This window comes from Cellulosilyticum ruminicola JCM 14822 (assembly GCF_001311925.1).
GTDB classification, from domain to species: Bacteria; Bacillota; Clostridia; order Lachnospirales; family Cellulosilyticaceae; genus Cellulosilyticum; species Cellulosilyticum ruminicola.
Map to the genome: position 1 here is coordinate 24985 of NZ_BBCG01000031.1, position 15159 is coordinate 40143.

The window sequence follows — 15159 nt, forward strand, 5'->3', positions numbered from 1 at the left end:
TCCTCCGTACTGTAACCCCTAAGGAATTACATTTTGATATTCTTGCATTAAATTTTCAGCATAATTCCAAGCAGAGATAATTTCCTGACTGGTAAGATTATGCCGAATTTCTTCACGCAAATTAAGTTGCAATCCTTCTGTATTTTTGACATTTTGCATAATTAAAATACCTAATAATATAATTGCACAAAAAAAAGCTTCTACCCACACATAACTTAACTTTTGTCGGTTAGCATCTTGTGAACCTTGCCTAGAATTCAAATTAGTATTAGGTGTATCTTTGCTAAGTATTTCATGACTTACATCTATCTCCTCAGTTCCATTTAAAAACTGAGTATTACTTTGTGCATACACCCTATTTGAGTAATTTAGATTCTCTCTATTATAATTCACAAGAGGCATTTCATAGAAGCCTCTTTCATCTTGCTCATCATATTGTTTAACAAGCCCCATAACATCACCTCAATTATCATTATGCATAATATATATGGAACAAGTCTTTTATTTATACCTAAATTATACTGCCAAAATAAAAAAGACTTTAAAAAAGTCTTTTTTATCTCATAACCTCTCGCCAACTTAAGTCGCCACGTTCTAAAGCTTTTACTAAAAGCTCTGCAGTTGCTAAGTTTGTTGCAATAGGTATATTATGAATATCACATAAACGTTCAATACTTCCTAAATCAGGTTCATGAGGTTTTTGTGATACTGGATCTCTTAAGAAAATAACCATATCAATTTGGTTATGTGCAATTTGTGCACCTAATTGTTGTGCACCACCTAAATGCCCTGCTAAATACTTATAAATGTTTAAATTTGTGGCTTCTTCTACAAGTCTTCCTGTAGTACCAGTAGCATATAAAGTATGTTTAGTTAAAATATGTCTATACGCTATTGTAAAATTCTCCATTAATTTCTTTTTTGCATCGTGTGCAATTAATGCTACATTCACTTTACAACCCTCCTTTAAAACAAAGTATCTTCTCTGCTCATTGCAACATTGAGAACAAGGCCCATACCAATCATGTTTGCCCATAAGGCACTACCACCATAACTGATAAATGGAATCGGTACACCTGTGTTCGGTAAAAGGTCTGTTACAACCCCAATATTTACAAAAGCTTGGATTGCAATCATACCTATGTAACCAACTACTATAAACTTACCTAAATCATCGGGCGCTCGTCCAGCAATAAACAACCCTCGTCCTATAAAGAGCAATAATAGCGTAATTAAAACAAGGACACCTATGAACCCAAACTCTTCGCCTATAACCGCCATAATGAAATCATTGTGTGATTCAGGTAAATAATTTAGTTGACTAATTGAACCATTATATAATCCTTTACCCTTAAGTCCACCTGATCCTATAGCATGCACAGCGCGATCTGTTTGATAACTATCTGACTGACTATCACCACCGTTAATCATATTCACAATACGTTTACGTTGATAATCCTCGATAATTTTTTGGTCGGGATTATTTACAATATACACGAAAGCTATTGTTACTAGCAAGATGCCTACCACCATCGTTGTTGCTATATATTTGAAGTTTAACTTTGTTACAAATAATTGTATCACTAAAATAGCTAAAATTACAAGACTAGTCGATAAATTTGGCTGTCTATTTACTAAAATAAATGGAACAAACGCCACACCGCCAATTACTAACACTGGCCACAATAAATTGATACGCTTATTATATTTAGCAATAAGCTTTGCATTACATAAAATCACTGTAATTTTAGCAAACTCTGAAGGTTGTAACTGAATTGGTCCAATTTTAATCCACCTTGCAGCACCATTTACTTCATGTCCAAACAAAATAACTGCTAGTAATAATACAATGGTCACACCATAAATAATCATATACCAGTTACCTATAAAGTGATAATCAAAGGACATAACAATCAACATTAATACTAAACCGACTGAGAAATATAAAATCTGCATTTCAACAACTTCTATATTACCAGAATAAGCCGTTGCACTATTAATGGCGACAATCCCTACACCCACTAGTGCAAACATCAGCCTATAAGGCACCAGTCAATTCTTTTAAATATTTCTTTAATCTGCATTTTAAATTAATATTTTCCTTTCTATCTATTCAATAGATATGCTATTTAACCTTTTTTAAATTTTTAATAGGAATATTTGCAGATAAATAGGTGCCTTCTTACCATCCTCTTCATATTCCATATTAGAAATCTGTATATTTAGCTCTTCCGTATCAATATCTACATATTTAGAAATCACGGCCAAAATATCTGTACGCATCATTTCTAATAATTCTGTGGAACAATTCATACGGTCATGGATTAATACCAGCTTAAGCCTGTCTTTTGCCACTTCGCTTGATTTATTATTCTTTTTTCCAAACAAACTACTCAAATCTAGCCTCCCCACTGCTTTCACCTTCTTTTTTAATTACTAAATCCAAAAACCTTTTTGATTCGGTCTACAATATTATGACTTGTATTTAAATCAATATAAGCGACTTCTTCTCCTAAAACACGTCTTGCAATATTTCTAAATGCCTTACCTGCTAAAGAAGTTCCTTCTGCTGTTGCTGGTTCTCCTTTATTGGTTGTAATAACGATATTTTCATCATCTGGTACAACACCAATAAGTCCTACTGCTAAAAATCCTACTACATCTTCTACAGCCATCATGTCACCGCGTTTTACCATATGCATACGGACACGATTAATAATAAGATGCATATTGGACACACCATTAGACTCTAAAAGTCCGATAATACGATCTGCATCCCTTACAGCTGATACTTCAGGTGTTGTAACAATAAGCGCACGGTCAGCACCAGCTATAGCATTTTTAAATCCTTGTTCAATCCCAGCAGGACAATCCACTAATACATAGTCAAAATCCTCTCTAAGTGTATCACATAACTTTTTCATTTGTTCAGGACTTACTGCATTCTTATCTCTTGTTTGAGCTGCTGGCAATAAATAAAGCCCTTCAAATCTTTTATCTTTAATTAATGCTTGATTTAATCTGCATCTGCCTTCTACGACATCAACAAGGTCACATACAATACGATTTTCAAGTCCCATAACCACATCGAGATTTCTAAGCCCGATATCCGCATCAATTAACACTACACGTTTTCCTTGTAATGCTAATGCTGTTCCTACATTGGCTGAAGTTGTTGTCTTACCAACTCCACCTTTACCTGAGGTAATTACTATTACTTCACTCATCTTAAGTCCCCCATTACGTTTAGTTTTAGTTTTATTTTAACATATGATTTAATGTTTTTAAATCAATTTGATCCATATAAATTTGCCCGTCTTGTAAGTAAGCAATAAGTGGACCATTTTCACTTTTTCTATAAAGCGCTTCTGCATCACCTTCTGGCGCTTTAGCAATCACACTTCGAATTCCTATTTGGATTGGTGCCATAGAAGTGCTTACAATAAAAGGATGCGGTACTTTTTCATCTAAGCCTGCACACACTTTTCCTTTAAGAGCGCCAAGTATAATGACATTCCCCCCAGCACTAATGAGTCCTCCTGGATTCACATCTCCTAAGACCACTACATTTCCTCTATATTCAATATGATGTCCTGAACGTACTATGCCATAGTGGAAATGTGTCATAGAGCCTTCAAAACTACGTAGTTGCTCTCTTACCCATAACATCTCCGTTTTTTCTTCTTTTATTTCACCTTCAAAAGGATGAATAAAAGAAATATGAATACTTTCTTGATTAGTTAAGATTTCTAAAAGTTTTCCTTGTTCTCTTTCGCTTAACACTCTTCCTTTGAAACGTACACTAACCTTAGTTCCTTTAAAGAATTTTTTAGATTCTTCAAGTTTTGCTTTAAAGTGTTGTAACACTATTTCAAAATCTGCTTTTGGGTCAATAAATACAATGATTCCATCTACTGTTCCTTTAAAAACAACAAGATTTTCCTCCCTCATCTCTTCCCCCTTATTCCATCCATGTATTTGCTAAGGTGATACTCTCTTGTTGGTTTTGTAATCCAAAATAACTAGATAGCATATCGTTTGCAATTAATGTACTATATCTACCTAATCCATCTGCATTATAAATTGCCACAATGAGTGCAACTTCAGGTTTTTCATAAGGTGCAAATGCCACTATATAATTATGCTCATGACTACCTTCCTCAGCCGTTCCAGTTTTAGCTGCTATTTTAAAAGGAAGATTATCAAATTGCCCTTTTGCTGTTCCTTCTTCACCTGTTGTAACAGTTAACATACCTTCTTGAACAGCCTTTATATTCTCATAGCTGAGCCCTAAAACCTCTTCTTTTCCTGCATTTCCACCTTGAATAAGTGTAAGTGGCTGCAATTTCTTGCCATTAGCAAGGGCCGCTACATATCTTAATACTTGAAGAGGTGAAAATGCATTATATCCTTGACCAATAGCTGTTCTTACGGTAATGCCCTCTGTCCAATTTAATTCTACACCATTTAGCAAGTTATTGACAATTACATTTAACAAATTTTGTCTAACTTTTGTTAGAAGTTTCTTCCTTATTTCTTTTTCCTGATCATCTAAATATTTTATTTGCATTTCTAGCTGTTTAGCATCCTCATTTTTGCCATCCTGCCTAATTAATTGTCTATAAGTTTTTAAAAGTGCATTCTCATAAGCATCTAATAAAGTGTTTGTATCTATTTCATCTAATACTTTCTCAATTGCCGCATCAGATGTATGCGCTGTACCTTTTTCAACTAAATTACAAACAGCCTTATAAACACTTTCATTACGACTGCCAAAATTTTTATTAAAAATCACCTCTCGTGTTAGCTGCTTAGTTAAATCCTTTTGATGCATTACCACATAATCTTTTACCTGCTTTGTCATTTCACTTAATAACGCATCATAATGTTTTTTTAAAGTCTCTTGTAGTACAGGGACAACATATATCTTTAGTTGCTGATTATACAAGGTGCTTGCCATCTCATCCTTTATATTTTCATCTGCTAGATTAAAAGATTTGTTAACTTCTACTATTTCATTCGCAATCATTTCTTTTTGCTTAGATTGACTAGCCGATGCAAACTGCTGCAACAGCTGTCCTATCTTATTTTCTACTACAATATCAGGTACTGAAGGATTCGGCATCAGCTCTTCTAGCTCTATACCTGTAGATTCAGTTAATCCTAATGTCTTCATATATTTACTTAGAATATTAATACCATCTTCTTCTCCATCTAACCGGTGGGCCACTTCATAGAAATAATAGTTACAAGATGCACCTATAGCTCCTTTTAAATCTAAAGGACCATGTCCTTTTCCTGTATTCGTGTAATACCAACATTTAGGATAAGGCTTACCTGCTTCTTTGTAAATTCCCACATCATCAATAACTGTTTCAGGTTTTATAACACCTTCTTCCAAACCTGCTAAAGCTGTTATCATCTTAAAAGTTGAACCTGGTGCCTTGAGTGTTTTCAGTGAACGTTGCCACAAAAGACTTCTAGGATCTGTATTAAGCTTTTCAAAATACTTATTAGACTGGGCAGACATTTGATTATTATCATAAGAAGGATAATCTATTAAACTTAAAACTTCCCCGCTCCGTATATCTACCATAGCCGCAACACAGTTAAAAGGATCGATATTCATCTGTCCTGGCGTAAGTGTTCCTTCTTCTAATTGTTTAATAAAAAGAGCATCTAAATCAATTTTTTCCTCACTTTCTACTAAAGTTTGCTCATTTTTATCAAACTTTAACACACCTAATTCATTTAAAGCTAATAATACTTCATGAATAAATGCTTCTCCATGAGGAGCTTCTGCCATCTTATTGATTACAATCTCTTCTTCGCTAATCTTCTGACGCATCAATGGATCGATTTGCTTATAGGCCTCTTCAACACTTTTTATAAGTACATTTAAATGTACAGTGTCTTTCCCACTGCTTTCAAATGATAAATGATGAGTTTTAATAAGTGCTACTAGCATATCATATCCACTGACATTATAAAGCTGTGGAGATTTTAATTTCAAAACAAGTGCTTCTTTTAATCTATTTTCTACAGCTTTATAAACATCTTGCTGCAAAGTAGCATCAATAGTCAAATAAATATCTTCACCCTTTTCACTAGGAATCTCACTTATTTTTTGTCTTTGACGTCCCATATTGTCTACTTCAATAGTTGCACTTCCCTTTTTGCCTTTTAAAACTTCTTCAAAACTTTTTTCAACACCCATTTGTCCTACTTCATCTGACAACCCATAACCTTGATTTTTTAGATTTTCATATTGATTTTGTGTCAGCCCGCTTGTATATCCTATAATGTTACTCATCATATTCCCTAAAGGATAAAAGCGTTTCTCCTCTAAGTTTATAACTAAATTAGGAAATCTATCTTCATATTCATTTAAATAACTTATAGTTTCTTCTGAAATATCTTTAGCCAGACAAACATCCTCATACTTTCTATAGGCATGGCTATAAATTTGACTTCTAAGTGCAATGAGCTGACGTGCCTTATAGGTGTTAATGATTTAGGAATCTTAAAAATATTTTCCAAGTAATTTATCATTTCATCAGCTGTATACGTTAATAATATTTTTCGTTGTGCTTCATTATTATATGGAATTTGATAAGTAAATTGGTTTAAAAGATTTTTCCCTTTCGTATAATGAAAAGGTCTATTTAAAGAAATGGGAACTTCGTCAATAAAAGTATCTCCATTATTTCCAAGTAAATAAATAAGTTGTAATAAAAGTGTATTAAGCTCTGTATCACTTAAGTTACCTAAAGCAGTGTAATAAAGATTTGAAATGGATTGATTAGTTGCTAATGGTTTCCCATAGCGATCGTAAATCTGTCCTCGCTGGGCAAGTAATGTTATTTGCTTCTGAGTAGTCTGACGCATGTCTTCTACGTAAGTTTCATGTAAAATAATTTGTAATTGATAAAAACGTACAATTAAAGCAATAAAACAAATCACCACAGCTACTCCCATACCCCAAATACGCCTATTTTCATTGGTTTTTTTAGAGTAAAAAAAGAGTAGCCTGCTTAATTTCTTATGCATAGCTACTCCTCCCTTTAAAAGATATTTCTTGTTTTGCGTTCGCTCATTTCTAGCTTTTCATTAATTAAATATGTGATTTGATAAGCAATTAAAGATAAAGTAATTGTATAAATCATTTCAGGTATAGCAATAGACTTCATAAAGAAAATAATATTTAATTTACCACGAAGCATAAATGAAAATATGCAAGTTATACTATAAAACAAACTACTACATAAAGTACAAATAAAAGGTAAAATAAAGTTTTCACGATAAAAGTTTTTGTTAAACGTACCACATACATAACCAATAAGTCCATATATAATAGCTGTCGGTCCAACTGTCATACTGAAGCTTAAATCATGTAATAATCCTGCTACGATTCCAATAATGCTACCTTCTTTATTACCACGAAGAAGAGCAAAAGACACTATTAACATAATCATAAAATTAGGTGCAACATTACCAATTTTTTAAATACTGAAATAATGTAGCACTTAAAATATGTACCACAACTAATAGGGTACCAATGACAAATGAACGCATAATCTACTCTCCTTGTTTATAGTTAATGACTAAAACATTTTTTAAATGTTTAAAATCTACGTAAGGTTTAATATAAGCGTATCGTGTAAGCCCATTCTTCCCATCTGCAACTTCTTCTACTGTCCCTATTGGAATGCCTGGAGGATAAATTGAACTTAAATGTGATGTTACAATTTGATCCCCTTTAATAACTTCTGATTCCACATTAATTTCAAGTACACATAGTCCTTCATTTACCAGTTCAATATCACCATTTACGATACCTACATCACCAGTACGTGCAACTTCCGCACTTACTGAACTTCGGTCATCTATGATAGAAAGTACCTTTGAACTATTTGCTGTCGTACTTGTAGAAGTGAGCTCTGAAGCTTCCCAAACATGCCCTACAAGGCCCCCATTAGCTAAAATAACACTATTTTCTTTTACACCTCTAGCAGTGCCTTTATCAATAGTAATTACTTTATACCAATTGCTAGAATCTTTGCCAATCACATTGGCACCTATACCCTCGTAAGTTTGATATAGGTTTTTCATTTCTAGAAGTTGTTTAAGATTTTTATTTTCTTCTTCATACTGAGATAAAATTGTATTTTCATAGAACAACTTTTCATTTGTTTCTTTTAAATTCTTATTTTCTGTACGCAAAGCATCAATTTCCCCGAAATATCCAAAGAAATTAGTGGTTTTATCGATTACAAAGGTAATTCCTTTTTGAATCGGCATAAGTACAAAGTTTACACCTGTACTTAAAACTGGAATTTGAAAGGCTTTTCCTACTATAAGAACCGCTATAACAACTCCACCTACTATGATTCCTACTTTTTTAATTTTTTATCAAGTTTCAAGGCACTCTCCCCTTGTTTTATTTATCATCAGCAAAGATAGCTGACCACTTTTCAATATCCTCTAATGCATAACCTGTTCCTTTTGCTACACAGTCAAGTGGATCCTCTGCAATTTTAACCGGCATACCTGTTTCAAGGCTGATAAGTGTATCAAGACCTGTTAAAAGAGCCCCTCCACCTGTAAGCATGATACCACTTTCCATAATATCAGCAGCCAGTTCTGGTGGTGTTTTTTCAAGTGTCATTTTAATTGCATCAATGATTGCATTAACTGGCTCTTTGATTGCTTCTGTTACTTCTGTTGATGTAATCGTTAATACTTTTGGAAGACCAGTTACAAGGTCACGTCCTCTGATTTCCATTGTTTCATCTTCACCGTTTGGATAAGCTGCCCCAATGTTGATTTTAATTTGTTCTGCTGTTCTTTCACCAATCATTAAATTGTATTCACGTTTAATGTAAGAAACGATGTACTCATCAAATTCATCACCAGCAATACGAAGTGATTTACTTGCTACAATACCGCCTAATGAAATAACTGCGACGTCTGTTGTTCCGCCACCAATATCAACTACCATGTTTCCTGTTGGTTCTTCAACACGAAGATGTGCACCAATAGCTGCTGCCATAGGTTCTTCCATGATAAGTGCTTTTTTAGCTCCTGCTTTTTCTGTTGCTTCTTCAACGGCACGTTTTTCTACAGATGTAACACCTGATGGTACACAAACGATTACACGTGGTTTTGAAGAAAATAATGATTGTTTATATGCTTTGCCAATAAAGTAACGAAGCATAGCTGATGTTGTAGCGAAGTCTGCAATAACACCATCTTTAAGTGGTCTAATCGCTACAATATTTCCAGGTGTTCTACCAATCATTTGTTTCGCTTCATCACCTACTGCGAGAACCTCATTAGTTTTTTCTTTAATTGCAACTACTGATGGTTCATTTACAACAATACCTTTCCCTTTTACAAAAACTAGAGTGTTGGCTGTTCCAAGGTCAATACCCATATCTTTTCCAAACATTATATATTCCTCCTACATTAAATCTATATCATTGTTTATGGTCATTTTTTAACAAAATCTCATATTTACCATAATAACCTTTTTTTAATCGCTTTTCAACAATTACAGATAACTTTCTTCTTTTAAGCTGCAATAAATTCCATCCCCTATAATAATATGGTCTAAAAGCGGAATACCTATGATGTCGCCAGCCTGTTTTAAACGGCCTGTAATTTGGCAATCTTCTTCACTTGGGGTAGGGTCTCCACTAGGATGATTATGAAGCGCTATAATACTATGTGCAGACCTTTGAACTGCACATTTATATACTTCTCTTGGGTGTACAATAGACGCAGTTAAACTCCCTGTAGAAATCACTTCATTTCCCAGCATTTTACACTTAGCATCTAAGAAAACAATAATAAAACATTCTTCTCTTTTATGTCTTAATTCTTCCATAAAATAATCTGCAATTGAAGCTGGTGAATTTGCTTTTTGTCCTTGTTTATAACGAGTCTTAACCATACGCTTACATAAGTCTACTAAAGCTAGTATTTGAATAGCCTTAACCTGTCCTATTCCTGAGATTTTTTGAAGCTCTTCATAAGAAAACTGGTATAGCGTAAGCAGTGATGGTTGTTTGCCATTTAACGGTGCTTCTTGAAAGTAAGTTAAAAGTGTTCTTGAAAGTTCCATAACATTCATTTTACTAGTACCTGTACGTAACAAAATAGCTAATAGCTCTGTATCTGTTAAAGCGCTACTCCCATAATGCTGAAATTTTTCGTAAGGTCTTTCTTCTATGGGATAATCTTGCATCTTCAAATTGCTCATCCCCTTTATACATATTACTGGCTGCTTAAAAATATTAATGCATGTTTCATTTTTCAATTCCTTTTAATACTTGCCTTACTTATTTTATTTTATACATTTATTTTGGCTCATCACAAAAATGTGTTCTTGACAGCCTAATTATTAAGTAAAAACTCACTATTACATTCTAGATAAATACGATGCTCTTAACTTTGTCTATTTCTTAAGAAATAACTTCTACGTTGAAGTGCTTTGATTTTATTATTTTTACCTTCAACAGCAACATTTGTAAAACGGCATTGATGATAGTTGGCAATTTCATGGCATTTGTTTTATTGTTATAATCATACCATTCAATTAGAGCTTCTTTAAACCAATAAGATTCTTTTAATTCAAAGTTGTAGGATTCTTTCAAGCAAAGTTTGTTCAGCCTTAGTAAGAGAATCATTACGTCTTTCTAAAAGTTTCTTGTTTTGTTTAAGAAATTTAGATTGGTAAGTATTTAATTTTTTACTAACTCTTTTTCGAATTGAATGTAAAGCATCTGTTATATAACGATTTACATGAAAGCAATCTGCTATGCGAATAGCGGTAGGAAAAACTTCTTTAACAAAGTTATGATAAATTTTTGCTAGATTCATCACTACTGCAAAAGGTGACACTATATTAACAATCTCACATAGATTTTTATTAGTGATTAATTCATCATACTTACGTCCACGAACAACTGTTAAAAGTGCACCATTTCTTAAATCATAAATACCAGTGTTGTAAGTATGTCCTTTTCTAATCACAAAATCATCAATACCAATAGCAAGTTTAGAACTATTGATAGCAGTATCTAAAACTTGATTTTGCATAATAGGAATTATAGTAGATAAAGCTTCTTTAATAAAACGTTCACCAGAAGTATATGGTACGTTAAGATTTTTCACAGAATGCTTAACAGTTCCACCGTCAATAGACTTGACTAATTTATTTTTGAAGGCATTAGTATACTTAGATTTAGTTTTTTCAAAGCTATACTCCCAAGTAAAATTTAAGCCGCATTCACTACAAGTTAATCTAATAGTCTGTAAAATGAGTATCGTATAATTTTCAAATAAATTAAGGTGTCTTACATGTCTAGGTTTAGATTTACCATGTCTGATAGTATAGATATTTCCACAGATAGAACATGACTGATGTAAATCTGTAGGTTCTAAGGTAATATACACTGTATTTTCAATAGGTTCAGTAATATGAGTAATAAATACCCCTTGAAGATTTAATAGTGTATTAATATCATGTAAGTGCATCTGAAGTTCTCCGTATTTAAGTTTGTTCGCACTTACTAGAGTATATGACACCAGATGTATTTTTTATCTGTAAAATTTGGTATTTAGTCCAGCACAGTTCATGGTGATGAACCTTTATTTTGTTACATTATTTAAATTTTTACAAAACAGTCTAGCAATAATCCTGTAATAATAGTTTAGCCTATATAAAATTTTTATATACACATACACAAATAGAGTAGTGGATTAAAAACTCCACTACTCTATTTACACACTACGTTATGCTACTTATTTATTTTAATGTAACATTTGAAACTGTTACATTACTATCTCCTTGAGCCATTTGGCAGCCAAAAGTGAAACTTCCATTTTTTGAAAGATTTCCTTGCCATTCTGGTGCTTTTACAGTATAGGTATTACCACTCTTACTTACAATTGTTGCATTCCAGATTGATGTAATTGGACGACTGCTTGTAAATGTACATGTCCAGTTATTTAAGTCTTTGCCTGTTGTATTTATAATTGTTACATCCGCAACTGCACCTGCACCCCAATCTGATGTTACTTTAACTTTCACAGCGTCTGATGTCACTGTTGTTGAGCTTTCTGTTTGTGTACCTGTTGATGTGCTACTACCATTGCAAGATTCTAATACCCATGTTTGATTGCTTGCACCTTGATAAGCATATTGAATAACATTTGCACCATTATCTGTAGATTTTGAAGCAACATCTAAGCTCTTTGTATCTGCTGAACATCTTGTCACAATGCCATATACATTGTTTTGATTTGTTTTAGCTAATTTAAATTCTTGTGCAGTTGCACCATTTGCTGAGTAAACTTGAATATTTGTATTATTTTCATTTTTACCGTAGTCTACATCTAACATATAACCTGTGCCATTTTTAAGTGTTACATAACCGTTACCTACATTTTTTAAATACCATTTTTGTGATTCCACACCTGTACCTGTACCGATTTGTACATTTTGACCATTGCCACTTGCTGTAACTTCTAAGTATTTTTGTGCATTTGTATTTTTAATGTAATACCAGCCATCATTTAAAGTTGCATAATTTTTATTTGTTGTATCAGAAGGTGTTGGATCTGTTGTTTGTCCTGGATTTTGTGTAACACCTTTACCACCACATTGTATAATCGTATCTACAACACTATTTCTTGTCCAAGTACATGAATTACGATCTAATATACCAAATTTTTCATTACCACTTTGATGTTGGTTGTTATCCCACCAAACACATTTGATACCGTATTTAGAAGCAGTACCCATGAAATCTTTTGTCCATTTAACAACTTCACTATCATTTCCTTTATTAACTGCACCAAATTCTGTAATAAGTACTGTTGCCCCTTTACTTACAAGATTTTGATTAATTTTATTCATAACATCATCTATTGTATTTTTTAATGAACCATTCCAGTAAGCTGTTGCCCAATCCGGATTACCTTCTGGTACATATGTAAAGCCATATGGAGTATAAGCATGTACAGCTACCATAATATTAGGGTCACTTGGAATTTCAAAACCAATGAGTCCATCTGTATCTGCATTATTGCCATAAGGACATACAACAAGGCAACGTTTACTATTGTTACCACCTGTTTTACGAACAGCATTGATGAAAGCTTTATTTAATGAGTTAACTACACTTCTGCCTTCAGCCTCTCCACCACTCCATTCTTTGCTACTGCCTACGATTCTCGGCTCATTCATACCTTCAAAAAGTAAATGTTCATCATAATTTTTAAATCTTTCAGCAATTTGTGTCCAAAGTGCTGCTAATTGTTTTTCTGATGATGCAGCATGGGCATTATCAGGCTTTAACCAATTTGTTTCATGATGTGTATCTAAGAGAACATACATATTATCATCAATGGCATAATCTACAACTTCTTGTACACGATTCATCCAAGCTGTATCAACTGTATAATTTGGTGCTCCACTCATATGTTCATCCCATGATACTGGAATACGAATTGTATTAAAGCCTTTTGCTTTAACAGTATCAATCATTTGTTTTGTTGTTCTAGGATTTCCCCAATAAGTTTCATCACTTAGTGAATGTAAACCATATGCATCTAAAGAGTTTCCAAGATTCCAACCTACATTCATTTCAGCAGCAATTTGTGCTGGTGTTAAATTACGCATTGTACCTGTTGCTGCATAAAGTGAACTTACGCTGCCAGCCATCATTAAGGCACTCATTACAATTCCTAACCATCTTATATTTCTCATTTTTACACCCCTTAATATATAATTTTTATTTTTTTTGCAACACTAGCAATTTAAATTATTTTTTTCTCTTTCTTGATGTTTTATTGTTTATTTCTACCTTTATGTGTTTATACTATATTAAAATAATTCGAAAATTTCAACACAATATAATCGAAATGTTATATAAAAAATCATATAATGTACTTTTACTTAATAAGTTTAAAAAAAGGCTGATTAACTGCACCAAATTCAGTAATAAGTACTGGTACCCCTTTGCGTACAATTTTATCATTTAATCTGCTCATCACATCTTCAATTGTATATTTTTGCGAACCATCCCTAACTGATGTTGCCCAACTTGGATTACCTTCTGGAATATATGTAAAGCCATATGGTGGTATAAGCATGAATTGCTACCATAATATTAGGGTCATTTGGTAGTTCAAAACCTGAAAGTCCATTTGATTTCCCATTATTACCATAAGGGCAAATTACAAGACATCTTTTAGCATTATTCCCCCTGTTTTTCTAACTACACTAATGAATGTATTATTTAAAGCATTAATAGCTGCTCTACCATCAGCATCTAAAGAATTTCCTAGATTCCAACCTACATTCATTTCACTAGCAAGTTGTGCTGGTGTCACATTTCTCATTGTTGCTGTACCATGATAAACAGAAGTAACATTTCCTGCAAGCATTAATAAACTCATAACAATTCCTAATAATTGTTGTGTTTTCATATGTGATTCTTTTTAGTGTATAAAATTGAGATAAGTCTACAAGCAGTAATGTATAAAATCTTTGTATACTTACGCCTCTCCCCTGACTCTTAAGTATGCTTTAATCTACACTATCATAAAGTGGCATTGTAAGTAATGCTCCTAGAAGTTTCCCATAAAGAATTGCTTCTACATATTTAGTTTTATCTACATGCATTTTATCTAGGAAAAAGGTGCTTTTTACAACCTTAAAAAGAAGTTCTATTTGCCATCTTATACGATAAAGCTCTGTAATAATAGATGTATTAAGGATTTCTTTGCTGATGTTAGTAATCATAAGATTTCAATGTAAAAGCTGACGCTTATGTGAGTCAATATCTTCACCCTTATTTTGGATAATTACCTTTTTGATACGCTTAGTTGCAATTTCATCAGAAAGCTTATTGCCTACTAAACGAACTTTTAACTTATTACAACTTTCTGTACCAATATAAACTTGTTGATCAATAGAATCACTGTCTTGACTAAAGAGTTCCTTTAAATATAGTCTTTTATAGATAGCATACGTTTCTGAAACTGCTTTATAGAGCTTTAAATTTGTCTTGATGCGACTAATAAAAAAATGTTTTCTTGTAATTTGCGAAGAAACGCTGTATCAAAATAACCTAAATCATGATATGC

Annotated in this window: 17 protein-coding genes and 1 pseudogene; all 18 read right to left on the reverse strand. The window is 32.9% G+C overall.

What is annotated here, in order from left to right; genetic code table 11:
• Positions 1 to 18: 18 nt before the first annotated feature.
• The 18 genes and pseudogenes from JCM14822_RS11205 to JCM14822_RS11285 all read right to left on the reverse strand — a co-directional run bounded on the left by JCM14822_RS11205 (position 19) and on the right by JCM14822_RS11285 (position 14815).
• On the reverse strand, positions 19 to 453 hold the full coding sequence (locus JCM14822_RS11205) for a hypothetical protein (RefSeq protein ID WP_054742392.1): 435 nt from the start codon (positions 451 to 453) through the stop codon (positions 19 to 21).
• Positions 454 to 556: 103 nt separating this feature from the next.
• On the reverse strand, positions 557 to 952 hold the full coding sequence (gene mgsA / locus JCM14822_RS11210) for a methylglyoxal synthase (RefSeq protein WP_054742393.1): 396 nt from the start codon (positions 950 to 952) through the stop codon (positions 557 to 559).
• A gap of 14 nt (positions 953 to 966) precedes the next feature.
• Positions 967 to 2034: a rod shape-determining protein RodA gene (gene rodA, locus JCM14822_RS11215; protein WP_054742394.1), complete on the reverse strand. Its 1068-nt coding sequence runs from the start codon at positions 2032 to 2034 to the stop codon at positions 967 to 969.
• 91 nt (positions 2035 to 2125) lie between these two features.
• Positions 2126 to 2412: pseudogene (gene minE / locus JCM14822_RS11220) on the reverse strand (cell division topological specificity factor MinE).
• A 17-nt stretch (positions 2413 to 2429) separates the two neighbouring features.
• Positions 2430 to 3227, reverse strand: coding sequence for a septum site-determining protein MinD (gene minD / locus JCM14822_RS11225; RefSeq protein WP_054742396.1), 798 nt, complete (start codon positions 3225 to 3227; stop codon positions 2430 to 2432).
• A gap of 31 nt (positions 3228 to 3258) precedes the next feature.
• Positions 3259 to 3951 carry a septum site-determining protein MinC gene (locus JCM14822_RS11230; protein ID WP_054742398.1) on the reverse strand — a complete coding sequence of 231 codons (693 nt, stop codon included), beginning with the start codon at positions 3949 to 3951 and terminating at the stop codon, positions 3259 to 3261.
• A 10-nt stretch (positions 3952 to 3961) separates the two neighbouring features.
• Entirely contained in the window at positions 3962 to 6514 is a 2553-nt protein-coding gene (locus tag JCM14822_RS11235; RefSeq protein WP_306307338.1) for a penicillin-binding transpeptidase domain-containing protein, read from the reverse strand.
• Positions 6397 to 7050: a hypothetical protein gene (locus tag JCM14822_RS11240; RefSeq protein ID WP_054742402.1), complete on the reverse strand. Its 654-nt coding sequence runs from the start codon at positions 7048 to 7050 to the stop codon at positions 6397 to 6399. Before JCM14822_RS11240 ends, JCM14822_RS11235 begins: the two co-directional genes overlap by 118 nt.
• Positions 7051 to 7064: 14 nt before the next feature.
• A complete protein-coding gene (gene mreD, locus JCM14822_RS11245) occupies positions 7065 to 7499 on the reverse strand; it encodes a rod shape-determining protein MreD (protein ID WP_278287211.1) in 435 nt (144 codons plus the stop codon).
• Between the two features lie 79 nt (positions 7500 to 7578).
• Positions 7579 to 8301, reverse strand: coding sequence for a rod shape-determining protein MreC (gene mreC / locus JCM14822_RS11250; protein ID WP_054742406.1), 723 nt, complete (start codon positions 8299 to 8301; stop codon positions 7579 to 7581).
• Between the two features lie 139 nt (positions 8302 to 8440).
• A complete protein-coding gene (locus JCM14822_RS11255; protein ID WP_054742408.1) occupies positions 8441 to 9451 on the reverse strand; it encodes a rod shape-determining protein in 1011 nt (336 codons plus the stop codon).
• Between the two features lie 102 nt (positions 9452 to 9553).
• A complete protein-coding gene (gene radC, locus JCM14822_RS11260; protein WP_242861491.1) occupies positions 9554 to 10249 on the reverse strand; it encodes a RadC family protein in 696 nt (231 codons plus the stop codon).
• Positions 10250 to 10449: 200 nt separating this feature from the next.
• Positions 10450 to 10560, reverse strand: a complete 111-nt coding sequence (locus tag JCM14822_RS25025) for a transposase (protein ID WP_157047726.1) — start codon at positions 10558 to 10560, stop codon at positions 10450 to 10452.
• Positions 10561 to 10635: 75 nt separating this feature from the next.
• Complete coding sequence (locus JCM14822_RS11265; protein WP_054742412.1) at positions 10636 to 11541, reverse strand: transposase; 906 nt, start codon at positions 11539 to 11541, stop codon at positions 10636 to 10638.
• Between the two features lie 271 nt (positions 11542 to 11812).
• Complete coding sequence (locus JCM14822_RS11270; RefSeq protein WP_054742415.1) at positions 11813 to 13777, reverse strand: cellulase family glycosylhydrolase; 1965 nt, start codon at positions 13775 to 13777, stop codon at positions 11813 to 11815.
• A gap of 185 nt (positions 13778 to 13962) precedes the next feature.
• Positions 13963 to 14163, reverse strand: coding sequence for a hypothetical protein (locus tag JCM14822_RS11275; RefSeq protein WP_054742417.1), 201 nt, complete (start codon positions 14161 to 14163; stop codon positions 13963 to 13965).
• 84 nt (positions 14164 to 14247) lie between these two features.
• Positions 14248 to 14499 (reverse strand): hypothetical protein, encoded by a 252-nt coding sequence (locus JCM14822_RS11280; RefSeq protein ID WP_054742419.1) that lies wholly within the window; start codon positions 14497 to 14499, stop codon positions 14248 to 14250.
• A 100-nt stretch (positions 14500 to 14599) separates the two neighbouring features.
• Positions 14600 to 14815: a transposase gene (locus JCM14822_RS11285; RefSeq protein WP_054742420.1), complete on the reverse strand. Its 216-nt coding sequence runs from the start codon at positions 14813 to 14815 to the stop codon at positions 14600 to 14602.
• Positions 14816 to 15159: the final 344 nt, after the last annotated feature.